Origin of the sequence: Exiguobacterium algae (genome assembly GCF_018617875.1) — a bacterium.
Classification (GTDB): Bacteria; Bacillota; Bacilli; order Exiguobacteriales; family Exiguobacteriaceae; genus Exiguobacterium; species Exiguobacterium algae.
Window position 1 is genome coordinate 319,147 of the sequence record NZ_JACSKZ010000002.1, and the last position, 25,278, is coordinate 344,424.

Consider the following 25,278-nt stretch of genomic DNA (forward strand, 5'->3'; position numbering starts at 1 on the left):
CTTTGCCGCCCCTCGAAAATAGGATGGTGATCAGGAATGCAAACTTTCCTTGACTTCACGGTCCAGTTTTTCTGCTGCTTCAGGATCATAGGTCTTGGTTATTTCCGGTTGCGTAAACGATGCTCCGTAAAAAGAGATGTTGCGCACTTCTTCGATATGTCCTTCAAAAAATCGGAGGTGAAGGTTAGGTTTAACGGCCGGTTCAAATTCAGCCACAGATGAAAGTAAAATGTGATAGGCTTGACCGTCCTCGATAAAAATAAGTCCTGCCGTTTTTTCAGCTGACAGAATCGTCACTAAGTGTGAATTCCGGGTCAGTGCCAGTCGCAGCGTTACGGAATCGAGTGCTTGAATCCAGCTGATCGCATGGGTAATCGGCCACCGTTTCGCATCGTCAAAACCGACGAGAAAGGTCAACGGCATGTCATTTAAAAGTTGTTGTTGGGATGTGGTCAATTCAAATGTCGCCTTGCTTGCCATAGACTCCCCTCCTTATCAAGCGGGCTTACCTAACCATTCGCCCTTATCGATATCATTCCCTGCTTTCCTATGTTGAAATCATGCTATACTCTATCTATAGAGGATGGTGAAACTATGCGCGTAAAGTGCTCTCTTTGCGATAAAATCGATACGATTGATTCATGGTCGTTCGAAGCAAAACGACTTCGCAACAAACCAGCTAAAACATATATGTGTCAAGCGTGCCATGACAGAATCAGTGAACGGACAGCTGAGCGTATCGCTTCTGGTCAGTTCAAACTATATCCGTCATTCCGCCAAAAACGAAATTGGTAATCAAAAAGGGGAGTTCACGAAAAGACGTGAACCCCCCTTTTTTTTGATCAAGCTACCTCTTGCCGACGGTTCCACCAGAGGCGACCGCGATAAATCGCGAGGACGACTGCCATGATGGACAAGACTTCTGGGATTGGCCATGTAAAGAAAACAAGCGCCATCGTCCCTGCACCGAGCGAGAGTAAAAAATAAACGATCAATGATTTCCACCATGTCAGCTGTTTGGCAAAACCGAGTTTAAAAACAAGAATCGTCAATAGAATAACGACGATGACCAAGGCGTTAAAACCGGCCGCCACATTGTTCGCGTCGCTTCCGACGCCGAGCATTGAAGCAATCCATGGAACATCAATTTGTGTGATATTTATAGTTTGAGAAGCATTCAAGACAGATAGTCCCCCTTTAATTCATACACATCCATTCTACACTATTCTATACAAAAGGGAACGCCTCGGCGTTCCCTTTTCTGAATTATTCTTTACCGAGCTTGCGGCGTTTTTCCGCTTTCTCGCGTTCGTTTTTATTCAAGACTTTCTTACGAAGACGGATTGACTCCGGCGTGATTTCACAGTACTCGTCATCGTTCAAGAACGTGAGCGACTCTTCAAGTGAGAAGACGCGCGGACGTTTCAAGACTTGTGTCGAGTCTTTTGCAGAAGCACGCATGTTTGTCAATTGCTTCCCTTTAACGGCGTTAATCGCAAGGTCGACGTCACGGTTACATTCACCGATGATCATTCCTTCGTATACATCCGTACCTGGCTCGATGAAGATCGTTCCACGGTCTTCAAGTGCACCGATTGAGTAAGCCGTTGACTTCCCGTTTTCGATACAAACCATAACACCACTGCGACGACCACCGATATCAGCTGCGATATACGGACGGTACTCTTCGAACGTGTGGTTCAAGATTCCGTATCCGCGTGTCGCCGACAAGAATTCGTTACGGTAACCGATGAGACCGCGTGATGGAACGATGAATTCCATACGTGTCTGACCGTTATCGTTCGTGTTCATGTTAGCAAGTTCACCTTTACGGAGACCGATCGACTCCATGACTGAACCTGTGTACTCTTCTGGTACGTCGATGATCACGCGCTCAAACGGCTCAACTTTCGTACCGTTTTCGTCTTCACGGATGATAACTTGTGGCTTCGACACTTGAAGCTCGTAGCCTTCACGACGCATGTTCTCGATCAAGATACCGAGGTGAAGCTCACCGCGTCCTGATACGACCCACTGGTCAGGAGAATCGGTGTTTTCTACGCGGAGTGATACGTCTGTCTCCAATTGTTTCATCAAACGCTCTTCGATCTTACGTGCAGTGACGAAGTCCCCTTCACGTCCTGCGAACGGCGAGTTGTTCGTCATGAAGCGCATTTGAAGTGTTGGCTCATCGATACGAAGGAGCGGAAGTGGCTCTTCTTTACCGACTGGCGTAACTGTCTCACCAACGTTGATGTCTTCCATCCCGGCGATAGCAATCAAGTCACCTGCTTTTGCTTCTTCGATTTCGACGCGCTTGAGGCCGAAGTAACCGAACAATTTCGTGACACGGAGTTGCTTCACCGTACCGTCTGTCTTACAGAGTGATACTTGCTCACCGACTTTGATTTCCCCACGGAAGACGCGACCGACACCGATTCGACCGAGATAGTTGTCGTAGTCGAGCATTGTCACTTGGAACTGAAGCGGCTCATCTGAGTTGTCTACTGGAGCCGGTGTGTTCTCAAGAATCGTATCGAGTACGTGTGTGATTGTATCTTCTTGTTTTTCTGGGTCAGGATCGAACGAACTTGAACCGCTGACAGCCGAAGTATAGACGACAGGGAATTCAAGTTGATCTTCATCTGCGCCAAGATCGATCAAGAGATCGACGACTTCATCGACAACGTCGAGTGGACGAACCATCGGCTTATCGATTTTGTTAACAACGACGATTGGACGAAGTCCTTGGTCGAGTGCTTTTTTCAATACGAAGCGAGTTTGTGGCATACAGCCCTCACGTGCATCGACGACGAGGATAACGCCATCAACCATACGCATGATTCGCTCAACTTCCCCACCAAAGTCTGCGTGACCTGGCGTATCTACGATGTTAATGCGTGTATCTTTGTAATCGATTGCCGTGTTTTTCGCGAGAATTGTGATTCCGCGTTCACGTTCGATATCGTTCGAGTCCATCGCACGTTCAGCGACTGCTTCGTTTGTCCGGAATGTACCAGACTGTTTCAATAATTCATCAACTAACGTTGTTTTCCCGTGGTCAACGTGCGCGATGATGGCTACGTTCCGAAGGTTTGTTCTTACGTTCATGTAGTTATTCCTCTCTTATTTAAAAGTTTCAGCTTTTCTTCAACTTTAAGAGTATAGCACACGTCACAGTACCTTTGTCGAGCGTTATTGACTGTGAACGTTTTCATTGGAGCAAATTTGTCTTACAATGTAGAAGACTAGAGAAAAAGGGGGAGTCTCCATGCAACTCATGTTTGTACTTATAGCAACTGCCGTCGTCGCAGGCTTCGTCGGCATTGGAATCGGTGTCGCGGAAGGAAGCGCCGCCATCATATTCGGCAGTCTCGCGTTAAGCGGTATTGCCACATTCTTCGGAATTAATTTACGTCGACGTGTCCTTGCCAACCGCCAGCCATGAAGAGAGGCTCAGACAAATTGTCTGAGCCTCTCTTTGTTTATCCTTTTCATTATAGTGAACGGGACAGACAAATTCGATCGCGAAGTGCTAACCCATCTTCTTCAATCGGCTCATACCCGTGGTTCGGAAAATAATCCCGCTCCACAGATTCAAATCGGAAGCCAGCCTGCTGATAAAATCGCAGCTGCATCACACTCGAATTTCCTGTACAAACAATCAATTCGCTTGCCCCTGTCGTTTCTGCACGACGAATGGCATCTTGTAACATCCGTTGACCGATCGTCTGGTTTTGCCGTTCCGGTTTCACAGCAATATTTACTAACTCCATTTTTCCCCGTTCACGCTCAACGAGCATGTACACCCCGACAAGCTCTCCACCGAGCAGTGCCTCAAAGGTCTCACCGACCGCATATTGTTCACGTACCATCGCCTCATTCGGATTCGCCAAAATGAGCAGATCGCGCACGTTGTCATAGTTCGTGTTTTTTTCGATTTGAAGATCAGGGCGCACTTCCGGAGTTGCACCTTTGGCAATGACGTAATGCTTCACCACGTCCTTCACAAACGTCTCGCTACCTGCAAGTACAGAGGTTTTCCCCTCGTAGCGTACCTTCTCCCCATATAATGAAACAACACGCCCACCTACTTCTTCAACAAGTAACTTTCCAGCCGCGTAATCCCATGGCATGTTTCGCATCGTAATATAGCCGTCCACCCGCCCTGCCGCGAGCCATGCCAATTCAAGTGAAGCCGCACCATGTGCACGCGTACCAATCGAATCACGGACAATCGGTGCCAATATCTCGGGAGCGATTTGGTGGTTCGGTGTCACCCATGTCGCATTCATACTTAAGAAGGCATCTCGTACATGATGCTCTTGAATCGGAACTAATGTCCGACCATTCAAGGTCGCCCCGCGCCCACGACGGGCGACGAACAATTCATCCGCCATGACGTCGTATACAAAACCGTACTCGATCACCCCATCGATCATGATGGCGACCGATATCGCAAACATCCTCTTTTGGTGGATAAAGTTTAGTGTGCCATCAATCGGATCGACGAACCAGACGGTACCGGATAAATCATCCGGTTGAGGAGCCATTCCTTCCTCGCCGATGATGTGGTGATCCGGAAATCTCGATTGAATGCGACGAACGATCAGTTGCTCGACGGCTCGATCGATTTCTGTGACTAAATCCCCTTTACCGGTTTTTCGTTCTACTTCATAGTTTTCGTCGATTTTCCGACGGATTAATTCCCCTGCCTGTTTGATCATATCGATCGCAAACCATTCCAACATAGATCATCACCTCAACTGTATTGTACCAAACAAAAACCAGTATCCGCTCGGAATACTGGCTGAATGTGTGTGTATGTCGGTCAGGCTTCGAGACGCAAGAGTTCTTGGCGGTACTTCTCTAACCGATGCTTGCTAGCCTGAACTGTGGCATCGTCTTGTGACGCCATCGCATCGAAGAGTGTTGCCAATTCATAGTCAATCTCCAAGCGCAGCACCGGAATCCGTTTTTCTGCGTCTTTTCTTTTGAATGCCTCAATCACTTGTTTCATAAGATGCCACACTCCTTTTGTTGGGCTACAAGTTACGGTTTAATGAGTTGAATCGAGTATATCAGATAAATTTCAAAAAATAAAGAGAATTGTCTGACTATTTTGAATTTTTTATCTTATTGGATATATTCCCACATTCAATCCTCGTAAACCTTAATTAACTGTTAATGATATGTACCCGAAAAATTCAGAAAAAAACAAAAATGCGCCTCCAAATTATATATGGAAGGCACATTTTCACATCCTCACAGCTTGACAATCTTACTGTTTGATTTTAAGGCGGCTTGGACCGTACGATAGGTAGAGTATCCGGTCTGCTCATCGTGAGCCGCATTTAATTGTTTCTCTTCAGACTTTGATGTTACGATTTGTTTGTATGCACGGTAGGCATCCATAAACACTTCGCGGTCAACACCGCCCTCGTTTGCGAGAGCGACCTGATTATAGAATTCGACGACGTCGATCAGCTCTTCTGTCGTCCAATCCGGATTGATCGGGTAATTGATTTGCATATGCTTCACCTCGACAACCATTGTATCAACAAAAAAAACTATTGCAAGTTGAAGAAGAAATCTCTATAGTTTTTTTGTTGCTTCATTTTTTTCGAACAGTGAAAATTGATGTTTTTATAAGAATAGATAAACTGATTCCAAGGGGGACTTACGATTGAAATTGAAAGGTGCTACTCAGCTCGAAACGCCATTATTTGATACGTTGCTGTCACACGTTGACACAAACCCGATTGCATTCCATATTCCAGGACATAAGAGCGGAAAAGGAATGGACCCGGAGTTTCGTGATTTTATTGGCGAGAACGCTCTGAAAATTGACTTGATTAACATTGCGCCGCTTGATGACCTTCATCATCCGAAAGCGGCCATCGCTGAAGCGGAACGCTTAGCGGCAGAGGCGTTCCGTGCTGACGAAACCTTTTTCTCCGTGCAGGGTACATCGAGTGCCATCATGGCGATGATTATGGGAGTCGTCGGACCGAACGAAAAAATTATCGTTCCACGAAACGTCCATAAATCCGTCATGTCCGCCCTTGTTCTAACGGGCGCGCACCCGGTCTTCATCCATCCGGAGTTCGATGAGACGTATGGTATCGCACACGGGATTACGGCAAGCGCGGTTGAACGGGCATTGGAACTGCATCCCGACACGAAAGCTGTCCTCGTCATCAACCCGACCTACTTCGGGGTAGCTGGTGACTTAGAACGAATCGTCGCGGTCGCCCACGCCCAGGACGTGCCTGTACTCGTCGATGAGGCACACGGGGTACATTTACCATTCCACGACGAATTGCCGCTATCAGCGATGCAGGCAGGGGCAGATGTCGCCGCGACGAGCGTTCATAAGCTTGGCGGTTCAATGACCGGCAGCTCAATCTTGAACGTACGACGTGGCCTCGTTTCACCTGAACGCATTCACGCAATGCTTTCAATGATTACTACAACGTCGACATCTTACCTTCTCCTCGCTTCATTGGACGCGGCTCGCCGCCAGTTGGCGACAAAAGGGGAAGCGATGAACGAACGTGCGTTGTATCTTGCAAGAACGGCCCGCACGGCAATCGGAAACATGCCAAACCTTTCTGTATACGGTCATGCCGAACTTCACTCAGAATCAACGTACGCACTCGACGAAACAAAAGTCCTCGTGTCCGTCCGTGAACTCGGAGTGACCGGTTTTGAAGTAGAGAAATATTTGCGTGAAAACCACCGGATTGAAGTGGAAATGTCAGACTTGCTGAATGTCTTGTTCATCGTGACGTCAGCTGACGATGAATCGACAATCCAAGCCTTGATCGATGCGATGCGTGACGTGGTGTCTGTCTATAATCAGTCAGGAAACGATTCACTCTCGATCATGTTGCCTGAAATTCCGCCACTCGCGCTCAGTCCTCGTGATGCTTTCTATGAAGAGACGGAGACGATTCCGTTAGAAAATGCGGTCGGTCGTATTTCTGCCGAGTTCATCATGGTGTACCCGCCGGGAATTCCAATCATCATCCCAGGCGAGCTGATCACGACTTCGACGTTGAACTACATCATGGCGAATATCGAGGCAGGCCTACCTGTTCAGGGACTTGAAGATGAATCCTTGCAAATGATCAAAGTGATTCAACAAACGAAAGCGATCCGTTAAATAAAAAAAGAGCCGGTCATGACGACCGGCTCTTTTACTATCATCACAGAAAAGGTGGCTGTGTATGATCGAATTGCTTCCCCTGTGTCCCATTATAAGAAAACGCTTACATTTTTGCAAGGGGTTATTCTTCAATTTCTTCTTTTTCCACTGTACCCTCTTCTATACAAAGTCGCAAAAATTCGGCAACATGTTCTGTGTCTTTCAAATCGATTCCGAGCATCGGATAGAGTTGACGTGGTTCTTCTAACGCATGCCCGTCCAACAGGGCTGATTGACCGGTTTGCATACAAACAACAAGGACTTTGCCCATGAATTGATGCGTGTAAACAAATCCAAAATCATAACGGGCTGCTTCGGTCTCAATCCCACTGAACCGTACACGACTCGTTTCGGAGACTGTATAGAGTAACTCCTCATCGAATGCCATTAGAATTCCCTCCTTTCTCACTTCAGTAGTTATTTTCCTTTATACTAGACGTACGAAACATAAGGAGGCAAAGTTCATGAGAATCCTGAAAGCGAACGAAGCGGATCTGAAACGGCTCGTGCAGCTTATGCAAGAGCTCTGGCCCCACGCTTCTGCAGATGAACTCACGCAAGAAGTCCGGCTCGGTTTGCGTTCTGGAAATATGCATTATTTCATCGCAATCGATCAGACCAGGAAACCGCTCGGCTTCTGCCAGTTAAGTTTCCGATACGACTATGTCCCCGGCTCGCTCTCTTCTCCTACCGCATATTTAGAAGGACTTTATGTCGTCAAAACGGCTCGCCATCAACGCATTGCGACACAGCTCGTCGAACATGCGTCCGCTTTTGCCGTGTCAAAAGGGTGCATACAGCTTGCTTCGGATACGGAGCTCGAAAATTTCATCAGTCAGCAGTTCCACAAGAAATCCGGATTTAAGGAAGTCGAGCGCGTTGTCACCTACATTAAAAACCTCTCCCACGAAACGTGAGAGAGGTTTTATTGGCGTTCTTATTTAACGACGTGGATTGGCATACCCATTGCGATTTCAGCAGCTTCCATTGCCATCTCACCGAGTGATGGGTGAGCGTGGATTGTAAGTGCGATATCTTCAGCCGTCATACCAGCTTCGATTGCAAGGCCAAGCTCTGCAATCATGTCTGATGCGCCAGTACCCGCGATTTGTGCACCGATCAAAAGACCGTCTGCTTTACGCGTGATGAGCTTCATGAAGCCGTCTGGCTCGTCAAGTGCAAGGGCACGACCGTTCGCTGCGAATGGGAATTTCGAAACTGTGATTTCGAGTCCTTCTTCTTTTGCGAGTGGCTCAGTGTACCCGACAGTTGCGAGTTCAGGGTCTGTGAAGACGACTGCAGGGATTGCAGAGTAGTCGAGGTAAGCAGGCTTACCTGCAGCTGCTTCTGCTGCGATTTTCGCTTCGTAAGAAGCTTTGTGTGCAAGTGGTGGTCCAGGAACGATATCACCGATTGCGTAGATGTTTTCGTTCGATGTCTTACACTGGTCATCGATTTCGATGATGCCACGGTCGCTGATTTTCACTTCCGCGTTCTCAAGACCGATGTCAGCAGTGTTCGGACGACGACCAACTGTGACGAGGACATAGTCCGCTTCAACAGATTGCTCTTCACCATTCACTTCAAACTTAACTGTTACGCCATCTTCCGTTTCTTCGACACCTTTAGCAAGTGCGTTCGTGTGGATTGTGACGTTCCCTTTTTGTTTGAGCTTCTTCTTAACGATTTGCGTCATTTGTGGTTCGAAACCAGACAAGATGTCGCTCGCGCCTTCTACAACGACGACTTCTGTATCGAAGTTCGCGTATGCAGTACCAAGCTCCATACCGATGTATCCGCCGCCGATGACGACGAGTTTCTTCGGTACTTCAGGAAGGTTCAATGCGCCAGTTGAAGAAAGGACACGTTTAGACCATTTGAACGATGGGATCTCGATTGGAGTAGAACCAGTCGCGATGATCGCTTTTTTGAATTTATAAGGAGTCGAGCTGTCTTCTGTGATGACACGCACTGTGTCTTCAGAAGCGAAGAAAGCTTCACCTTGAACGATCTCAATTTTGTTTCCTTTAAGGAGACCTTTGACACCGCCAGTCAATTTGTTAACAACTGACTGTTTCCAGTCTTGAACTTTTGTGAAGTCCACTGACACGTTGTCAGACGTGATTCCCATTGAATCGTGTCCTTTTGCGTGTTGGAAGTTGTGTCCCGCTGTGATCAACGCTTTCGATGGGATACAGCCGACGTTCAAGCAAACACCACCGAAGTTGCCTTTCTCAACGATTGTTACTTTCATTCCGAGCTGTGCGCCACGGATTGCGGCAACGTATCCACCAGGACCGGCACCGATGACAAGCAAATCAGTTTCTTGTGCGAATTCTCCTACTACCATGTTCTTATCCCTCCATCATTAGAAGTGCTGGGTCTTCGAGCAAGCGTTTCACCATGTTAAGAGCGTTTTGTGCAGTCGCACCGTCGATGAGGCGGTGGTCAAAGCTGAATGAGAGTGCAAGTACTGGCGCGGCAACGATTTCACCGTTTTTCACGACAGCTTTCTCAGCGATACGGCCGATACCGAGAATCGCAACTTCCGGGTGGTTGATGACAGGAGTGAACCATTGTCCACCAGCTGAACCGATGTTTGTGATTGTGATCGATCCGCCTTTCATGTCTTCCCCAGCGAGCTTGCCTTCACGAGCTTTACCTGCAAGTTCGTTAATGTTTGTAGCAAGTGCGTAGATTGATTTACGGTCTGCATCTTTTACGACTGGTACAACGAGTCCGTTGTCCGTGTCAGCTGCGATCCCGATGTTGTAGTAGTTTTTGTAAACGATCTCTTCGTTCACGTCATCGATTGAAGCGTTGATTGTTGGGAATGCTTTCGCTGCAGCAGTCAATGCTTTTACGACGAATGGCAAGTACGTGAGTTTCACGCCTTGGTCAGCCGCGACTTGTTTGAAGTCTTTGCGGAGTGCGACGAGTTTTGTAACGTCGACTTCGTCCATAAGTGTAACGTGCGGTGCAGTGTGTTTCGAGTTAACCATTGCTTTCGAGATGGCTTTACGGATTCCACGGATTTTCTCACGTGTTTCAAGTTCCGGAGTCGCTGACTCGTAAGGCTTGATTTCCGTTTTCTCAGCAGCTGCTGGTGCTACAGAATCTGTTTTCTCTGTCGTAGCTTCTGCAGACGGTGCTTCACCGTTCGCGAATGCATCGATATCTTCTTTCAATACACGTCCGTTGTCGCCAGAACCGCTCACTTCACGGATGTCGACACCTTTTTCACGTGCATATTTACGAACAGAAGGCATTGCGATGACGCGTTCTGATTTGTGAAGTTGAACGTCGCGTGGCGCGTCTTCTTTCACATCTTCTTTCACGTCTTCAGTCTTCTCTTCTGATTTAGGTTGCTCAGGTGTCTCTTCTTCACCTGCTGGTGCATCCCCTTCGATATCAAATGTAACGAGAACATCGCCGACTACAGCAACTGTTCCTTCAGATACTTTGACTTCTTTGACTGTACCGTCGACTGGAGCCGGGATTTCAACGACTGCTTTGTCGTTTTGTACTTCCAAAAGAACGTCGTCCTCTTTGACAGTGTCCCCTGCTTTTACGAACCACTTGACGATCTCACCTTCGTGAATTCCTTCACCGATGTCTGGTAATTTAAATTCAAATACTGCCACTGGTTTTTCCTCCCATCAATTCATCATGTAAACACGACAAGGGAGACCAATCTCCCTCATCGTCTATTCGACACGATCTTAGAAGTTCACAACTTCCTTAACTTTTGCAACGACATCTTTATGGTCTGGTAACCATACATCTTCACCTTGTGCGAATGCGAAGACTGTGTCTGGTGCAGTTACTCGAAGTACTGGAGCTTCGAGGTGAAGAATTGCGCGCTCTTGAATTTCAGTTACAACGTTTGCCGCGATACCTGCTTGACGTTGTGCTTCTTGAACGACGATCGCACGACCTGTTTTCTTAACAGATTCAACGATTGTGTCGATATCAAGTGGGCTCACTGTCATGAGGTCGATGACTTCAACGTTGATGTTTTCTTTTTCAAGTTCTTCCGCTGCTTTAAGTGACGTATGAACCATCGCACCGTATGTGATGATTGAAACGTCTGTACCTTCGCGTTTCACGTCTGCTTTACCAAGCTCGATCGTGTACTCACCTTCAGGTACTTCGCCACGGAATGAACGGTATAACTTCATGTGCTCAAGGAATACGACTGGATCGTTGTCACGGATTGACGCGATCAAGAGACCTTTAGCATCATACGGAGTCGATGGAATAACGACTTTAAGACCTGGAGTCTGTGCCATCAAACCTTCGAGGCTGTCTGCGTGAAGCTCAGGTGTTTTTACTCCACCACCGAATGGTGAACGGATTGTTACCGGTTGGCTGTAAGCACCGCCAGAACGGTAACGCATACGTGCCATTTGAGCTGCCACTGAGTCGAACACTTCGAATACGAATCCGAAGAACTGAACTTCCATGATTGGACGGAAGCCAGTAAGTCCGAGACCGATTGCAAGACCACCGATACCTGACTCAGCAAGCGGCGTATCGAATACACGGTCTTCGCCGAACTCGTCTTGGAGACCTTCCGTCGCACGGAAGACCCCACCGTTTTTACCAACGTCTTCCCCGAAGAGAAGAACTTTTTCGTCGCGTTTCATTTCAACGCGCATCGCATCAGTAATCGCTTGGATCATTGTCATTTGAGCCATAACTTACTTCGACTCCTTTGCAGTATATTCTTCAAGCTGTTCTTTCAAGTTTGAAGGAAGTTCTTCGAACATGTGGTTGATGAAGTCCGAAACTTTTTGTTTTGGTTCTTTGTCAGCGAGACCGATTGCTTCTTTAACATCAGCTTTCGCTTGCTCGATGACTTCGTTTTCCATGTCTTCGTTCCAGAGTTTCTTGTTCTCGAGGAAGAGACGGAAACGAACGAGTGGATCTTTTTCTTGGTACTCTGTATCGAGTTCCTTCGTACGGTAACGCGTTGGGTCATCCCCTGCGAGTGTGTGTGGTCCGTAACGGTATGTGAGTGACTCGATGAGTGTTGGTGTTCCATCAAGTGCGTCTTTACGAGCTTGTTGTGTTGCCGCAAGCACCGCAAGAACGTCCATTCCATCTACTTGGATTCCGTTGATTCCGGCTGCAACAGCTTTTTGCGCGATCGTTTTAGCTGCTGTTTGCTTCTCAACTGGAGTCGAAATAGCGAAACGGTTGTTTTGGACGACGAAGATAGCTGGCGATTTGAATGCACCCGCAAAGTTTAAACCTTCGTAGAAGTCACCTTGTGACGATCCGCCGTCACCCGTGTAAGTAATGGCGACGTTTGTGTTGCCGTTGCGTTTGAGGCCCATTGCCACACCCGCAGTTTGAATGATTTGTGCACCGATGATGATTTGTGGCATCAATACGTTGACATCTTCAGGAATACGGTTTCCTGCCATGTGACCACGTGAGAATAAGAACGCTTGATAAAGCGGAAGTCCGTGGAACACGAGTTGTGGGATATCACGGTATCCTGGAAGGATCCAGTCTTTTTTGTCGAGCGCGTATTGCGTCCCGATCATTGTCGCTTCTTGACCTGCCACTGGCGCATAGAATCCTAAGCGACCTTGACGGTTAAGTGAGATGGCGCGTTGGTCCCAAATTCGAGTATAGACCATGCGGCGCATGAGTTCCTGAAGTTGCTCGTCCGTTAAGTCAGGCATTGCGTCTTGGTTGACGACCTCACCCTTCTCGTCGAGAATACGGAACGTTTGGAAGTTTTCTTCCACGTTTTGAAGTACCTGAACGTTGTTCATTCGTTTCACCTCATCCTTTCAACTATGAGACAATTGTCTTTTTTGTGATCAAACACTACCTCAAATCTTACGTGTATCTGTCCAAAAAAGCAATCTGTATTAACGTGATTCAGGAAAGTTATTTTATCCTGCCGTTTCTTTGTCAGTATAAAACGGGTTGTTATAATAACGCAAAAAATATGCTTACTAAATTAAAACGCTTACATTCCAACACTTACATTCTTGTTTCATCGCTGTATCAATTGCATTTCACTTTCTGTACCATCAGACTTCTTTCCTGTTTAAATATGATATAATGATTCATAATCGTTTTTTAGAAAGGAAGTTGTGTATGTTAACGATGAAAGACGTGATTCGTGAAGGAGACGAACGACTCCGGGCACACTCAATTGAAGTACCAATCCCACCTACAGAGGAGGACCTTGCCTTACTCGACGAAATGGAGACATTTCTCGTCAATAGCCAGGACCCTGAAATAAGCGAAAAATACGAGCTGCGCGGCGGTGTTGGCATCGCAGCCCCTCAATTAGGTGTGAATCGTCGTTTCTTCTCCGTTCTGTTACCCGAAGAAGAAGAGACGTTCAAGCTTTCGATTTTCAACCCTAAAATCACGAGCCACTCCGTCGAAATGACGTACTTGAACGGCGGTGAAGGCTGCCTTTCCGTCGATCGCGTCGTGAAAGGGAACGTGCCGCGCTTCCGACGAATCACACTCGAAGGATTCGACCGTGACGGCAAGCCGATCAAGTTAAGACTTCGTGGGATGCGAGCGATTGTCTGTCAACATGAACTCGACCATCTCGACGGGATTCTGTTCTATGATCGCATCAATACGACGAACCCGTTAGAGACTTACGGCGAACCGATTTAACATGAAACGCTCGAGAAAAAGGGCACTGTTGTTACTATTCCCATTTTTATTTCTTTTAATCGGGGGATGTGTCCGCATCAACTATGACGCGACCGTGCACTATGACCAGTCCGTCACCCTCGAGACGACGTACGCATTTCGTGATCATCCGGTCATGAAGCTGTTAAACCTTCGTCTTGATTGGGACACGTGGAAACAACAAGCTGAAGCGAACGGTTACGCAACGGAAGACTATGCAAGTAACGATGACTACGAAGGCATGGTCCTGAAGAAGACATTTCAAAATGTAGAAGAGCTTCAAAATATTAAAGAAGAATGGAAGACCGGTCCGGCAGGAATCCTCGTCCCGCCCGATCTTCAATTTGACATCGAGAAGAAAGACGGGATTTGGTTTGATTCCTATGAACTTCAAACCAATCTCGACCTTCGTCTCGAGCAAATCAATGTACCTGGCGTCAAATTAAGCGGGAACGCGAAAAAACTGGCAGAGCGATACGTCCGTCAAGCGGACATTCAGTTTAACTTGAATGTCCCAACAGGCGTGTTCGTGGAAGACGGCACCGGGCTCGACGTCCGCTCCATGCAACATGTCGAATGGCAAGTGTATGGTGGCAGACAAAACAACCTGACACTTGTCGCCCATGTCCCGAACGTGAAGGCATGGATCATTACAGGCATTATCGCCGTTGCAGCAATCGTATTTGCCTATTTCGTGTGGCGGCGCTACAGACGGAACATCGGGAATCCCCGCATCACATCCATCCGTTCCCGGTTACTCGGCTTACTGATTGTCACCCTCTCCCTTTCCTTGATCGTCGTCACTGCCTATAAGGAATTGACGACCGAGAGAAAAATGGATGCGATCAGACAAGCCTCCCAGACGGATGAATTTATTCCGACCTTCGCCGTCCACGGACTACTCGGAACCGATCGGACATTTTTACGGTTCACACAAGTTATGGAGCAAAACAGCTTAGCAACAGACGGCGGTCTATGTACGATCACGGACAAAGGAAAGGCTGACTGCGAGGTTCACGATTTCAGCTCGAATCGACCGATTGTCCGCGTCGAGTTTGAAGACGCAGAGGCCTCATTGAACAATCAGACGAAGTGGTTGAATAAAGCGATTGAAACGTATAAAAAAGAGCGGAACAAATCGTTTGAACGGATGTATATTCTCGGACACAGTATGGGCGGTGTCGCTGCTGCGAACTACATCCTCAATCAGGATCAATATCTCATCGATAAGTTCGTCTCGTTTGATAGCCCATTCGCCGGCACAAGACTCGCTAACTTCGGTCTTTCAGCCAGCAATTTCGGAATCAATACAGGGAGCCCGGCAATCCGAGACCTGTCTCCGAGTTCGGACGGTTTGAAAGCTTTTCAGGCAAAACTCGAAACATGGCCACGCTCGGTCCAAGTCCTATCGTTTTCAGGGCATGGCGGCGAGTTCAATCTGATCGAGCCGTCGAGTTCCTTATTACTTGAAGAATATACGAACAATATTCTGACAGAAACGGTTCCTTACGACCATTTCTCCTTGCATCGAAAAAGTAATGTACTCAAAGAGACCGGAAAATTCCTGTACGAATATTCGAATGAATTCAACCCGGTCGAAACGCAATGACGCTGAAAAGCCCGCCTTTTTTAAAGGCGGGCTTTCGTGTTAGTAAGTCATCGTCCAGGTGATCTTCTGTAGCCAATAGAGCAAATACTTCGTGAGTGGTATATCCGTTTGGATCTCATCATACCCGACTGTGAAGACCCCGTCCTCATTGTTCCAGAGACGATTGAAATAACCGTCTACCTCGTCGAAGAATGCCGTGTCCGTCGTTCCCCTCACTGCTACGTCCGCTTCGATGTTGTAGTCGTTCATGTTTCGGGTCGTGTAATTCCCCGACCCTAAAACGACCGTTTTTTCTTTCCCATCGACGTAAAGAATTTTCGAATGATACTGTTCTTTTCCGACATCGTACCAGCGAATCTCGATATGTTCCGCATCTACCGTATCCAACTCAGCCGTAACAGGCAGGTTCGGAAGACCCGATTTTTGTCGACCGAACGCATTCGTATTCGGGTCTAAGATGATTCGGACGTCCACACCGCGACCAGCGGCATCTTCGATTGCTTGGATGATGTTCCGGTCTGCCAAATAAAACATACCAAGCCAAATAGCATCGCCTTCTTCCGCACCATCCATTGCTTCAATGACGGCATCTTGAATTTTTGATTCCGTGACAAATTGTATTTCCATGTCACCGTCCGCCTCCGGGCCGAATGCCTCACGTTGATCCTCGTCCGGGAATCGGTCTAAATCTCCTTCTGAAAATGCGGCGACGGCCTCTTCCCCTTCAATGATTTCGGATAAGATCGGGCCAGTTAGTCGTACACCGACATTCGAGTGATACCCGCTTGCATCGTGCGGGTTAGCGGATAATACAAATCCTTCGTTTTCCGTGACCATCACTTTCCGGTGGTTCGCTTTAATATTCAATAGTCTTAAGTACGCACGGATATTGATATCCGGGGCAGTTTTAGCCATCGGATTTGGCAACCAGCCGTCATAACTATGACCGAACCATTGGAATCCGATCCGGTAAAGTGTCGAATACAGCAAGTTCGGGTCACGTAAATCGTCGAGATCGGTATAAACGACTTCGACCCCTTTTTCCTCGAGTAAATCAAAGTGTTCGGACTTGTGCCCTTTATACGTCGTGTTGATTTCATCTGTGATGAAGACGACTTTTAAGTCCGGATACTTTTCCATCTGCTCCACTATGGCTGTCGAAAGTCGTTTCGTGATTTCAGGATATTCACGATCTCCGTTCGAATAGGGATTGAACAGGAAAAAATCCATGACGATAAATTCTTTCGCATCCCGAATCGCACGTTCGACCTCATCAAATATCTCTTGTTCCACCACACGATCGCCGTCAGCCGTATAGGTCAGGTCAGACATAAAGTCAATTTGATCATCTGAAATCGTAATCGCATCTGATTCACGAGATACCCCCTCAGGCAGTGGTTTCACCTGGTGATAAATCAGTGTGATCAAAAAAAGTAACGCGAACAGGGCAAGTCCCCATTTGACCCAACCCTTCTTTTTCTTTTTCTGATTCCCCTTCATACTTCCATCTCTCCCATCCTACTTGTTCGAAAAACGGGCTGTAGTCCCCTACAGCCCGTTTGTTCAAACTTCCATGATGATCGGAAGAACCATTGGGTGTCTCCGTGTTTTTTGAGCTAAATACGGCGTAAGTGTATCTGAAACCAACTGTTTCAATTCTGACCACTTCATCTGTTTGTTCGACAACCCTTGTTCGACCGTCTTCTTCAGGAGGCGTTCTCCGTCACGAATCAAACTGCCGGATTCACGCATGTAAACGAAACCGCGTGAGATGATGTCCGGCCCTGAAACGAGTTTTCGCGTCTTTCCATCGATACTGACAACGACAACGACGAGACCATCCTCTGAAAGAATACGCCGATCTCTTAATACTATATTCCCAATATCACCAATTCCATTCCCATCAATATATACGGCATTGGCTGAGATTTTTCCGGTGATGGCAGCTGAATCTGAATCCACTGCCAATACTTCCCCGTTATCCATGACAAAACTGTTCTCTTTCGGGATGCCGACCGACTCTGCGAGCTCAGCATGTTTTTTCAACATTCGATATTCTCCATGAATCGGCATAAAGAATTTCGGGTTGAGCAAGCGGATCATGAGCAATTGCTCCTGTTGCGATCCGTGTCCAGAAGTATGGATGTTCGTCAACTTCCCGTAGACAACGTCCGCCCCTGCTTTATACAGCTGGTCAATCGTCTTCCCAACCGAGATGGCATTCCCCGGAATCGGTGAAGAAGAGAAGATGACCGTGTCACCCGGAATGATCGACACTTGACGGTGTGTTCCGTTGGCAATGCGACTGAGTGCGGCCATCGGTTCCCCTTGTGAACCCGTACAGAGAATCGTGATCTCATTCGGGTCATGGTTGCGCATCTGATTCGGTTCGATAATCATCCCTTTTGGCACGTTGATGAAACCGAGCTCTTGACCAATCGTCATGACTTTTTCCATCGAGCGACCGAAAATCATGAGATGACGACCCGTCTCGGCACACGCGTCAACGACCTGTTGAAGTCGATAAATGTTTGAGGCGAATGTGGCAAAGATGATCCGTCCGTCTGCTTTTCGGAACGTTTCACTGATTGTGCCTCCGACCACACTCTCACTCATCGTGAACCCTTCTACTTCAGCGTTCGTTGAGTCAGACAAGAGACAAAGGACACCCTCTTTTCCGATTTCCGCCATTTTGGCAAGGTCCGCCGGTTCTCCAACCGGTGTGAAATCGAACTTAAAGTCTCCGGTATGGACAATGTTTCCTTGCGGTGTTTTGACGACTACCCCAAGAGAGTTCGGGATCGAGTGCGTTGTCCGGAAGAACGAAATACTCGTCTTACGGAATTTCACGAGCGAATCCTCGTCAATTTCATGCAGTTCAGCATCACGCAATAGTCCGTGCTCTTCCAACTTCACTTTAATGAGTCCCAGTGCGAGCTTCGTCGCGTAGATTGGCAGTTGGACCTGCTTGAGCAAGAACGGAATCCCGCCAATGTGGTCTTCGTGACCGTGTGTGATGAATACCCCTTTTACTTTGTCCTTGTTTTTAATCAAATACGAGTAATCGGGAATCACATAGTCGATTCCAAGCAAGTCATCCTCTGGGAACATGATTCCTGCATCGATGACAATGATTTCATCTTGGAATTGAACGACGTATGTGTTTTTCCCGATTTCTCCCAGTCCGCCTAATGCGAACACGGCTGTTTGGTGGTTCTTAACAAACTTCATTTAATCTCTCCTTACTCCAATTAATTAATTCCATCTATGTGAAACATAAGTGATTCTCCATATATGTCCGTAAGATTCTTTTTTCATTATAGCTCATATGGCAACCACATTTCACTATCGATGTATGATTCGTGGTAGTTTCTCCATTTCATGTTATCCTTTTAGTGGATAGTGAAACCTGTTTTAGACATAGAGAAAGAATGGTGAAACAAATGGAAGATCAAAAAGTTGTATTTTTCGACATTGACGGAACCTTGTTGCATGAAGGAAGTTATATCCCTCCGTCAACCATCGCCGCGATTCAAACCCTGCAGCAAAACGGCGTGGAAACGTTTATCGCGACAGGTCGTGGACCGGCCATGATGTCCGATATCCCGGAACGCCTCGGGATTGACAGTCTCGTCTGCTACAATGGACAAATCGTCGTGCATAAAGGAGAAGTTGTCTATCAAAATACATTGCCAAAAGATGCATTAAACCGTTTGACGACACAAGCCTCGACCCACGACCACACACTCGTCTACCTCGGTCAACACCGTGGCGGTGCGACGAAAGAACACGATACCGTTGTCGAACAATCGTTAAGTGAACTCGAGATTCCGGTCCCAACATTCGAACCAAATTTCCATATTGCAGAAGACGTGTATCAAACCTTGCTATACTGCACTCCGGAAGATGAGCATCATTATGTAGATGCGTACGGCGAGTTCGATTTCATTCGTTGGCATCCCCATGCGATGGACGTTATTAATCGCGGCGCGAGCAAGGCGGACGGAATTCGACATTTCATTGAGACAAATGGTTATCGGCTTGAGAATACGTATGCATTCGGAGATGCTTTAAACGATTTGGCGATGCTACAGTATGTCGGGACAGGAATTGCGATGGGAAATGCCCGTAGCGAAACAAAAGCAGTGGCTGACTTCATTACAAAACCGATCCTCGAAGATGGAATCGAATACGGCTTGAAAGCAATGAAATTGATCTAACAAAAAATGAGGAGCCAACTGGCTCCTCATTTTTATTTTGAACGCAACATTCGTTCCAATCGATCCAAATCCGTATCTTTTCCGATGATGATTAAAATGTCTTCCGGTAAAATCATCTCGTCTGCTTGTGGTGAAATCAATACATCGTCATCCCGACGAATCGCCACGATGTTCACTCCGTATTTCGCACGTAAATCTAAATCGATCAGTGACTTGTTCGACAGTTTGTCTGACGCCTTAATCTCGACAATCGAGTGTTCGTTAGACAATTCGAGATAGTCCAGGATGCTTTGGCTCATCAAGCCGTTCGCAATCCGGACCCCCATGTCCCGCTCCGGGTGAACGATGTTATCCGCTCCAATGCGACGCAACACCTTCTCATGGTAATCGTTCGTCGCTTTTACAGTAATGATTTGAACACCGAGTTCTTTTAAAATAAGTGTCGTCAATATCGACGCTTGGATATTTTCACCGATGGCGACGATGACATGTTCAAAGTTACGAATTCCTAGGCTCTTTAATACATTTTCATCGGTCGTATCTGCAATGACGGCGTGTGTCGCCAATCCCATGAATTCATTGACACGTTCTTCGTCAGCATCGATTGCAAGGACGTCGTATCCGTTTGACGATAACTCACGAACAATCGAACCGCCAAATCGACCTAAACCGATGACTGCAAATTCTCCTGTCATGTATGCTACATCCCTTTCCTACACATGTTCTCTTCTTGATTCTTCGTTCAGTTTACCTGATTCTCTTACAAAACACTATATAAAAAAAGACTGACCGTGAACCGCCTGCCCCATAAATGGTGCGACATCGGTTCACATTCAGTCTTAAGCTTTCCCGCTCGATCGTTTCCCTCGAACATAATCATTGTCAAACAGGAACAAGCGAAGTAACAGATAGAGCGCAGGCACGAGTAACAGAAGACCGAGGATGAAGACGATGACCAATCCGATTGCCATCGTTTCGTTGACGACGCTTCCGTTAATGTCGATATACGGGTACAGGATGTACGGGAGATGTGTATACCCGTAGCCGAACCACGCCATAAAGAATTGTCCCATGACCATCAGGAAGGCGATACCGTAGTTTCGTTTCATATAAACGAACGAGACGGCAATCACGAAGAAGACAAAGCTCGTCGCGAACCACCACCAGTTCCCATTCAGAATACTCTCATAGTGCCAAGCGGCCTGTGATTTTAACCCGAAGAAGACGAGTCCTGATGCAATAATGGTTGGTACGCTCCAGAAAAGTGCCCATTTCCGCACGAGCTCGACTGCCTTGTAATCCTTCGCCTTGTCTGCATAAAACAGAAGGAACATGGCACTAATGTACAAGACAGACACGATCGCGAGAAGGACAACCGTCCAGGAGTAAAAGTTCGTAAACAACTTCATCCCATTAAAGAGGACCCCACTGTCCGTCTCATTGATGAAACCACCTTGACTGACTGTCAGTACGGTTGACATCGATGCCGGAATCAGTAAACCTGTCGCCCCATACAAAAACATGTAGAGCATACTTTCTTTTGATCCGTAGTTAGCAAACGCATAAAAACTTCCACGGATTGCAAGTAAGATAAGGACAACGGATGCCGGAACGAGCAACGCCGTCCCATAGTAATACGCCGTGTCCGGGAAGAATCCTACAATGCCGACAAAGAAGAAGACGAAAAATACATTGGTCACTTCCCATGTCGGTGACAAGTAACGCTGAATCAGACGGTTCACCATCTGATCCCGCTTCGTGTAGCGACTATAAAAGGCGAAGAAACCTGCACCGAAGTCAATCGATGCGACAATGAGATAACCGTACAAAAATGTCCAGAGGACGGCAATCCCTAGTTCTTGAATTTGCATGTCATATCCTCCGATCACACTTCATCCGCAAACATCGCTTCACCACGATGTTCCGATTGTTTTAATTCTTTCCCAACAGGATTGTCTTTGAACAAACGAGTCAAGACGATGACTGTGACTGTTCCGAGCACTGCATAGAGGATGGCAAAGGCGACAAGCATCCAGCCGACGTTCGCCGACGTAGTAGCCGCTTCGCTCGTACGCATCAATTCATAAAGCGCCCATGGCTGACGACCAAACTCTGCAAAGAACCAACCGAACTCGATTGCTCCCATTGCCAATGGGCCACCTGCAGCAATTGCGATGAGCATCGGCTTACTGAACTGATTCAATCGTTTTAAATACCGCCCTAGGACGAACAAGAACGAAATGAGGGCGAGTAACATGCCAATCCCGACCATCGCGTCAAACAAATAATGTACAAAGAGAGGCGGTTGGTCTTCCTTCGCGAACTCATCCAGTCCCGTGACCTCGTAATTCGGGACGCCACCGGCGAGAATCGAGAGCGCATACGGGATCTTCAGTGCCCCGCGCACTTCATATCCACCTTCACCATCATCTTCTAGCCATCCACCCAAAATGAGTTCGGCCTCGGATGAAGATTCAAAGTGCCACTCAGCTGCCGCCAGTTTATCCGGCTGATACTGCGCCAAATATTTCCCTGAGAAGTCACCGACCAATGCCGTCGCAATCGCGAAAATGAGCGCGACCGTCATCGTCAAACGTAACCCTTTTTTGTGGTAATCAACAGACATGTCGTCCAATTGATTTCGTTGTCGACGTAATAACTGGACCGCCGCAACCGCAGCCAGAATGAAGGCTGATGTCAAAATGGCAGACGTCAACACGTGAGCCATCTTCGTCGGCATAGCAGGACTGAACATCGCTTCGAGCGGACTCACGTTTGCCAAACGGCCATCAATGATATCAAACCCGACCGGTTGGTTCATAAAACTGTTAACCGTCGTAATAAAGAATCCCGAGAACAACGCACCGACCGCAACCGGGATCCCAACTAGCATATGGTGCCACGGGTTTTTAAAGCGATCCCATGTGTACAGGTAAATACCGAGGAAAATCGCTTCGAAGAAGAATGCGAACGTCTCCATAAAGAGCGGTAACGCAATCGTCTGCCCGGCGACCCGCATCAAATTCGGCCATAAAAGTGACAACTGTAAACCGATGGCCGTACCCGTGACGACACCGACTGCGACAGTCACGACATACCCGCGCGACCAACGACGAGCCATTAACGTATATTTTGGATCGTTCTTACGAATCCCTAAAAATTCTGCCAATAAAATCAAAAGTGGAACCCCGACGCCGAGTGTGGCAAATATCACATGGAAACCTAACGTGAGTGCCGTTAACGCTCGACTCATCAGGACAGGATCTTGAAACATCTATTGATTACCTCCTATCTCTCTCTACCGCTTCGAACCGATGTAAGAAGCGCACATCACAGATGAATACCCTTCGATACTTACATCATAATGATTTTATATTGCGATGTAATGTCTGAATGCTTGAGTTCGCAAAATGTTCACATTTGCACAATCGCCACAAATTCGTCTCTTTACAACATCTTTATTTCCCTTTTCTATCACGGATGAGACACAACATTACACGTTCCAAACAAAAAACGAACACAAAAGTGTTCGCTTGAAAAGTTATTGAATAATGACCGTTCGGAAGAAATGATCGAATAGCTCGACTGCCACTTCAATCGCCCCTTCGTCCGGATTCAATGTCGATTGATGAAGTCCGGAAGCCATGTCGTTTACACCAAGCCATACCATAAACCCGGGCACTTGTTTCAGCATATAACCGAAGTCCTCACCGGTCATGGCCGGGACACAGGTTTTATACGAGTATCCGATTTCTTCGACAGCTTCCTCAAACTGATACAAGTATCGTTCGTCGTTTACGACCTCATGATACCGGTTGCCGAACTCGAGGTCGATTTGGACGTTGTAAGTCATCTCGACACCTGCAATGATTTGACGAATACGACTTTCTAACACAACCATCTCTTTATCAGATAGCGCACGAATCGTCCCATCGAGCTTTGCTTTCTCAGCGATGATATTCTCCTTCGTGCCCGCCGACACCTTGCCAATGCTAATAACGGCGCTTCCCATCGGATCAATATTCCGGGACACGATCGTTTGAAGTTGCATGATCAATGCCGCCTGCACGATAATCGCATCGATTCCCGCATGAGGAAATGCACCGTGTCCACCTTTTCCATGAATGGTGATATGAAGCTCCCGTGCACTCGCGAACAGGACACCAGGGCGTGAAGCAATCGTTCCGACCGGATATTCCGGCGCGACGTGGAGGCCGAACATCACATCCGGGCGGAAGTGATAAAATAACTCGGACATCGCCATCGGCTCAGCTCCTCCGGGACCTTCTTCGGCCGGTTGGAAGAAGACGACGAGGTGATGATTGAACGGTACTTCCACCGCCCGTTTAATCAATCCGAGTGCGATCGCCATATGGACATCATGTCCACATGCATGCATCATCCCTTCGTGAATCGATGCAAAATCAAGTCCGGTTTCTTCCAATATCGGGAGTCCGTCCATGTCTGCCCGATACCCGATTGTCTTTTCGCCGACAAGTCCATCTACTCGTACGAAGAGTCCGGTCCTCCAATGAGAAATATGGACTCTTGGAGAATCAAGAGAACGGATTAACTGTTCCAATAATGCCTGTGTCTTATATTCGCCGTACCCTGGCTCAGGGATCAAATGTAATTGTCTTCTTGCTTCAATTGCCCAATTCATGATGTACTCTCCTTCGTTACTTCTTCAACGATTTCCCAAAACGCTCTCACTTGTGCCAATTCCAACATCGACTCTGTCGACAACATCCACGTGTCCCGCACAAGCGGTACACCATCCGAAGAAGTCAATGGAATCTTGTTCATCTCATTCACATCTTGAATCGTCGACTCCGGTAAGATCGCAAATCCAATCCCGTGCAACGCCATTTGTTTACATGTTTCGATTTGATCGACGACGAGTGTGGTGAGTGGTGGACTTGAGAATCGCTCTTGCCACCACTCTAAAATTTCCTGGTAATAGGTAGAGTCACTTTTAAATTGAATAAATGACCGTTCATTATTTTTCAATTGTTCGAGATTTGTCATTTTCAAATCGACAAGATGCAGCGAGTCAGCGAACAGCTTCATCCGTTCACCACGCCAGTCCGGATTCCCCCGGATAATTCCGATGTGAAAGTTTTCTTCGAGCATATAGCGCATCATCTCGCTCGACCAGCCTGTCACCAACTTGACCCGGACAGATGGATAACGTTCGACAAAACGCTTCAATACTTCGGGAAGCCAGTATTGCCCCATAATCGAGGCGACAGCAATCTTCAAGGTTCCATATACCTCTCCTTGATTGGCCGTGAGCTCACCCCTCAGTTCTTGTTCTTCACTATACATTTTTTTAGCGAATTCGATGATCTTCTCCCCAGCCGGTGTCAAAGCCAACCCCCTTGTGGAGCGGACAAAAATCTTTTTCCCCCACTGATGCTCAATCGTGACGAGTCGCTGACTCAAGGCTGGCTGAGAGACGAATAAACGCTCTGCCGCTTTTCGCATGTTTAATTCTTCCGCTAGGATAATCAACACTTCAACTTCCGATACTTGCATAACGTCACCTGTTTCTCTATCGA

Annotated in this window: 25 protein-coding genes; 7 read left to right on the forward strand and 18 right to left on the reverse strand. The window is 47.3% G+C overall.

Annotation, left to right across the window (positions count from 1 at the left end; all coding sequences use genetic code 11):
* Positions 1-30: 30 nt before the first annotated feature.
* Entirely contained in the window at positions 31-480 is a 450-nt protein-coding gene (locus KNP03_RS06825; RefSeq protein ID WP_214827236.1) for a PNPOx family protein, read from the reverse strand.
* Between the two features lie 114 nt (positions 481-594).
* On the opposite strand from KNP03_RS06825, the gene KNP03_RS06830 reads away from it, so the two are divergent.
* Complete coding sequence (locus KNP03_RS06830; RefSeq protein WP_214827239.1) at positions 595-795, forward strand: YlaI family protein; 201 nt, start codon at positions 595-597, stop codon at positions 793-795.
* Between the two features lie 47 nt (positions 796-842).
* Here the strand turns inward: KNP03_RS06830 and KNP03_RS06835 are convergent, their stop codons facing one another.
* On the reverse strand, positions 843-1,181 hold the full coding sequence (locus KNP03_RS06835; RefSeq protein ID WP_240544496.1) for a YlaH-like family protein: 339 nt from the start codon (positions 1,179-1,181) through the stop codon (positions 843-845).
* Between the two features lie 85 nt (positions 1,182-1,266).
* Positions 1,267-3,111 carry a translational GTPase TypA gene (typA, locus tag KNP03_RS06840; RefSeq protein ID WP_214827252.1) on the reverse strand — a complete coding sequence of 615 codons (1,845 nt, stop codon included), beginning with the start codon at positions 3,109-3,111 and terminating at the stop codon, positions 1,267-1,269.
* Positions 3,112-3,271: 160 nt separating this feature from the next.
* On the opposite strand from typA, the gene KNP03_RS06845 reads away from it, so the two are divergent.
* On the forward strand, positions 3,272-3,448 hold the full coding sequence (locus KNP03_RS06845; RefSeq protein ID WP_214827255.1) for a hypothetical protein: 177 nt from the start codon (positions 3,272-3,274) through the stop codon (positions 3,446-3,448).
* A 49-nt stretch (positions 3,449-3,497) separates the two neighbouring features.
* On the opposite strand, the gene KNP03_RS06850 is transcribed toward KNP03_RS06845, so the two are convergent.
* From KNP03_RS06850 to KNP03_RS06860, 3 genes are all read right to left on the reverse strand, one after another.
* The gene (locus tag KNP03_RS06850; RefSeq protein WP_214827258.1) at positions 3,498-4,751 is read right to left on the reverse strand and encodes an inositol monophosphatase family protein; all 1,254 of its coding nucleotides are present in this window, start codon (positions 4,749-4,751) and stop codon (positions 3,498-3,500) included.
* A gap of 80 nt (positions 4,752-4,831) precedes the next feature.
* Positions 4,832-5,020, reverse strand: coding sequence for a hypothetical protein (locus KNP03_RS06855; RefSeq protein ID WP_015881266.1), 189 nt, complete (start codon positions 5,018-5,020; stop codon positions 4,832-4,834).
* 245 nt (positions 5,021-5,265) lie between these two features.
* Positions 5,266-5,532 carry a UPF0223 family protein gene (locus KNP03_RS06860; protein ID WP_214827261.1) on the reverse strand — a complete coding sequence of 89 codons (267 nt, stop codon included), beginning with the start codon at positions 5,530-5,532 and terminating at the stop codon, positions 5,266-5,268.
* Positions 5,533-5,686: 154 nt separating this feature from the next.
* Here KNP03_RS06860 and KNP03_RS06865 point away from each other — a divergent pair, with 154 nt between their 5' ends.
* Positions 5,687-7,168, forward strand: coding sequence for an aminotransferase class I/II-fold pyridoxal phosphate-dependent enzyme (locus KNP03_RS06865; protein ID WP_276313810.1), 1,482 nt, complete (start codon positions 5,687-5,689; stop codon positions 7,166-7,168).
* Positions 7,169-7,292: 124 nt separating this feature from the next.
* Here KNP03_RS06865 and KNP03_RS06870 read toward each other — a convergent pair whose 3' ends face one another.
* Entirely contained in the window at positions 7,293-7,598 is a 306-nt protein-coding gene (locus KNP03_RS06870; RefSeq protein ID WP_214827263.1) for a DUF3055 domain-containing protein, read from the reverse strand.
* A 76-nt stretch (positions 7,599-7,674) separates the two neighbouring features.
* Here KNP03_RS06870 and aac(6') point away from each other — a divergent pair, with 76 nt between their 5' ends.
* A complete protein-coding gene (aac(6'), locus tag KNP03_RS06875; protein WP_214827265.1) occupies positions 7,675-8,127 on the forward strand; it encodes an aminoglycoside 6'-N-acetyltransferase in 453 nt (150 codons plus the stop codon).
* Between the two features lie 20 nt (positions 8,128-8,147).
* Here the strand turns inward: aac(6') and lpdA are convergent, their stop codons facing one another.
* The 4 genes from lpdA to pdhA form a co-directional block, all read right to left on the reverse strand.
* On the reverse strand, positions 8,148-9,560 hold the full coding sequence (gene lpdA, locus KNP03_RS06880) for a dihydrolipoyl dehydrogenase (protein WP_214827267.1): 1,413 nt from the start codon (positions 9,558-9,560) through the stop codon (positions 8,148-8,150).
* A 4-nt stretch (positions 9,561-9,564) separates the two neighbouring features.
* Positions 9,565-10,854, reverse strand: coding sequence for a dihydrolipoamide acetyltransferase family protein (locus tag KNP03_RS06885; RefSeq protein WP_214827269.1), 1,290 nt, complete (start codon positions 10,852-10,854; stop codon positions 9,565-9,567).
* Positions 10,855-10,932: 78 nt separating this feature from the next.
* Positions 10,933-11,910 (reverse strand): alpha-ketoacid dehydrogenase subunit beta, encoded by a 978-nt coding sequence (locus tag KNP03_RS06890; RefSeq protein ID WP_214827272.1) that lies wholly within the window; start codon positions 11,908-11,910, stop codon positions 10,933-10,935.
* A 3-nt stretch (positions 11,911-11,913) separates the two neighbouring features.
* Positions 11,914-12,999: a pyruvate dehydrogenase (acetyl-transferring) E1 component subunit alpha gene (gene pdhA / locus KNP03_RS06895; protein ID WP_214827275.1), complete on the reverse strand. Its 1,086-nt coding sequence runs from the start codon at positions 12,997-12,999 to the stop codon at positions 11,914-11,916.
* Between the two features lie 331 nt (positions 13,000-13,330).
* Between pdhA and def the strand changes: the two genes are divergently transcribed.
* Complete coding sequence (gene def / locus KNP03_RS06900; protein ID WP_214827278.1) at positions 13,331-13,870, forward strand: peptide deformylase; 540 nt, start codon at positions 13,331-13,333, stop codon at positions 13,868-13,870.
* Position 13,871: 1 nt separating this feature from the next.
* Entirely contained in the window at positions 13,872-15,497 is a 1,626-nt protein-coding gene (locus KNP03_RS06905; RefSeq protein WP_214827281.1) for an alpha/beta hydrolase, read from the forward strand.
* Between the two features lie 39 nt (positions 15,498-15,536).
* Here the strand turns inward: KNP03_RS06905 and KNP03_RS06910 are convergent, their stop codons facing one another.
* Both KNP03_RS06910 and rnjA read right to left on the reverse strand, forming a co-directional pair.
* Positions 15,537-16,997, reverse strand: coding sequence for a phospholipase D family protein (locus KNP03_RS06910; RefSeq protein WP_214827284.1), 1,461 nt, complete (start codon positions 16,995-16,997; stop codon positions 15,537-15,539).
* 63 nt (positions 16,998-17,060) lie between these two features.
* Positions 17,061-18,728, reverse strand: a complete 1,668-nt coding sequence (rnjA, locus tag KNP03_RS06915; RefSeq protein WP_214827299.1) for a ribonuclease J1 — start codon at positions 18,726-18,728, stop codon at positions 17,061-17,063.
* Positions 18,729-18,940: 212 nt separating this feature from the next.
* On the opposite strand from rnjA, the gene KNP03_RS06920 reads away from it, so the two are divergent.
* Positions 18,941-19,717, forward strand: a complete 777-nt coding sequence (locus KNP03_RS06920) for a Cof-type HAD-IIB family hydrolase (protein ID WP_240544498.1) — start codon at positions 18,941-18,943, stop codon at positions 19,715-19,717.
* A gap of 32 nt (positions 19,718-19,749) precedes the next feature.
* Here KNP03_RS06920 and KNP03_RS06925 read toward each other — a convergent pair whose 3' ends face one another.
* The 5 genes from KNP03_RS06925 to KNP03_RS06945 form a co-directional block, all read right to left on the reverse strand.
* Positions 19,750-20,412 (reverse strand): potassium channel family protein, encoded by a 663-nt coding sequence (locus tag KNP03_RS06925; RefSeq protein ID WP_214827305.1) that lies wholly within the window; start codon positions 20,410-20,412, stop codon positions 19,750-19,752.
* Positions 20,413-20,556: 144 nt separating this feature from the next.
* Positions 20,557-21,588, reverse strand: a complete 1,032-nt coding sequence (locus tag KNP03_RS06930; RefSeq protein WP_214827314.1) for a cytochrome d ubiquinol oxidase subunit II — start codon at positions 21,586-21,588, stop codon at positions 20,557-20,559.
* A gap of 14 nt (positions 21,589-21,602) precedes the next feature.
* Entirely contained in the window at positions 21,603-22,991 is a 1,389-nt protein-coding gene (locus KNP03_RS06935; protein WP_214827316.1) for a cytochrome ubiquinol oxidase subunit I, read from the reverse strand.
* 267 nt (positions 22,992-23,258) lie between these two features.
* Positions 23,259-24,380, reverse strand: coding sequence for an N-acetyldiaminopimelate deacetylase (locus tag KNP03_RS06940; RefSeq protein ID WP_214827319.1), 1,122 nt, complete (start codon positions 24,378-24,380; stop codon positions 23,259-23,261).
* Positions 24,377-25,255 carry a LysR family transcriptional regulator gene (locus KNP03_RS06945; protein WP_214827322.1) on the reverse strand — a complete coding sequence of 293 codons (879 nt, stop codon included), beginning with the start codon at positions 25,253-25,255 and terminating at the stop codon, positions 24,377-24,379. The genes KNP03_RS06940 and KNP03_RS06945 overlap by 4 nt, the downstream gene beginning before the upstream one ends.
* Positions 25,256-25,278 lie beyond the last annotated feature (23 nt).

Coding starts and splice junctions, on each gene's coding strand:
- KNP03_RS06825 (WP_214827236.1), bottom strand. CDS start 480: ATGGCAAGCAAGGCGACATTTGAATTGACCACATCCCAACAACAACTT.
- KNP03_RS06830 (WP_214827239.1), top strand. CDS start 595: ATGCGCGTAAAGTGCTCTCTTTGCGATAAAATCGATACGATTGATTCA.
- typA (WP_214827252.1), bottom strand. CDS start 3,111: ATGAACGTAAGAACAAACCTTCGGAACGTAGCCATCATCGCGCACGTT.
- KNP03_RS06845 (WP_214827255.1), top strand. CDS start 3,272: ATGCAACTCATGTTTGTACTTATAGCAACTGCCGTCGTCGCAGGCTTC.
- KNP03_RS06850 (WP_214827258.1), bottom strand. CDS start 4,751: ATGTTGGAATGGTTTGCGATCGATATGATCAAACAGGCAGGGGAATTA.
- KNP03_RS06855 (WP_015881266.1), bottom strand. CDS start 5,020: ATGAAACAAGTGATTGAGGCATTCAAAAGAAAAGACGCAGAAAAACGG.
- KNP03_RS06860 (WP_214827261.1), bottom strand. CDS start 5,532: ATGCAAATCAATTACCCGATCAATCCGGATTGGACGACAGAAGAGCTG.
- KNP03_RS06870 (WP_214827263.1), bottom strand. CDS start 7,598: ATGGCATTCGATGAGGAGTTACTCTATACAGTCTCCGAAACGAGTCGT.
- lpdA (WP_214827267.1), bottom strand. CDS start 9,560: ATGGTAGTAGGAGAATTCGCACAAGAAACTGATTTGCTTGTCATCGGT.
- KNP03_RS06890 (WP_214827272.1), bottom strand. CDS start 11,910: ATGGCTCAAATGACAATGATCCAAGCGATTACTGATGCGATGCGCGTT.
- pdhA (WP_214827275.1), bottom strand. CDS start 12,999: ATGAACAACGTTCAGGTACTTCAAAACGTGGAAGAAAACTTCCAAACG.
- def (WP_214827278.1), top strand. CDS start 13,331: ATGTTAACGATGAAAGACGTGATTCGTGAAGGAGACGAACGACTCCGG.
- KNP03_RS06905 (WP_214827281.1), top strand. CDS start 13,872: ATGAAACGCTCGAGAAAAAGGGCACTGTTGTTACTATTCCCATTTTTA.
- KNP03_RS06910 (WP_214827284.1), bottom strand. CDS start 16,997: ATGAAGGGGAATCAGAAAAAGAAAAAGAAGGGTTGGGTCAAATGGGGA.
- rnjA (WP_214827299.1), bottom strand. CDS start 18,728: ATGAAGTTTGTTAAGAACCACCAAACAGCCGTGTTCGCATTAGGCGGA.
- KNP03_RS06920 (WP_240544498.1), top strand. CDS start 18,941: ATGGAAGATCAAAAAGTTGTATTTTTCGACATTGACGGAACCTTGTTG.
- KNP03_RS06925 (WP_214827305.1), bottom strand. CDS start 20,412: ATGACAGGAGAATTTGCAGTCATCGGTTTAGGTCGATTTGGCGGTTCG.
- KNP03_RS06930 (WP_214827314.1), bottom strand. CDS start 21,588: ATGCAAATTCAAGAACTAGGGATTGCCGTCCTCTGGACATTTTTGTAC.
- KNP03_RS06935 (WP_214827316.1), bottom strand. CDS start 22,991: ATGTTTCAAGATCCTGTCCTGATGAGTCGAGCGTTAACGGCACTCACG.
- KNP03_RS06940 (WP_214827319.1), bottom strand. CDS start 24,380: ATGAATTGGGCAATTGAAGCAAGAAGACAATTACATTTGATCCCTGAG.
- KNP03_RS06945 (WP_214827322.1), bottom strand. CDS start 25,255: ATGCAAGTATCGGAAGTTGAAGTGTTGATTATCCTAGCGGAAGAATTA.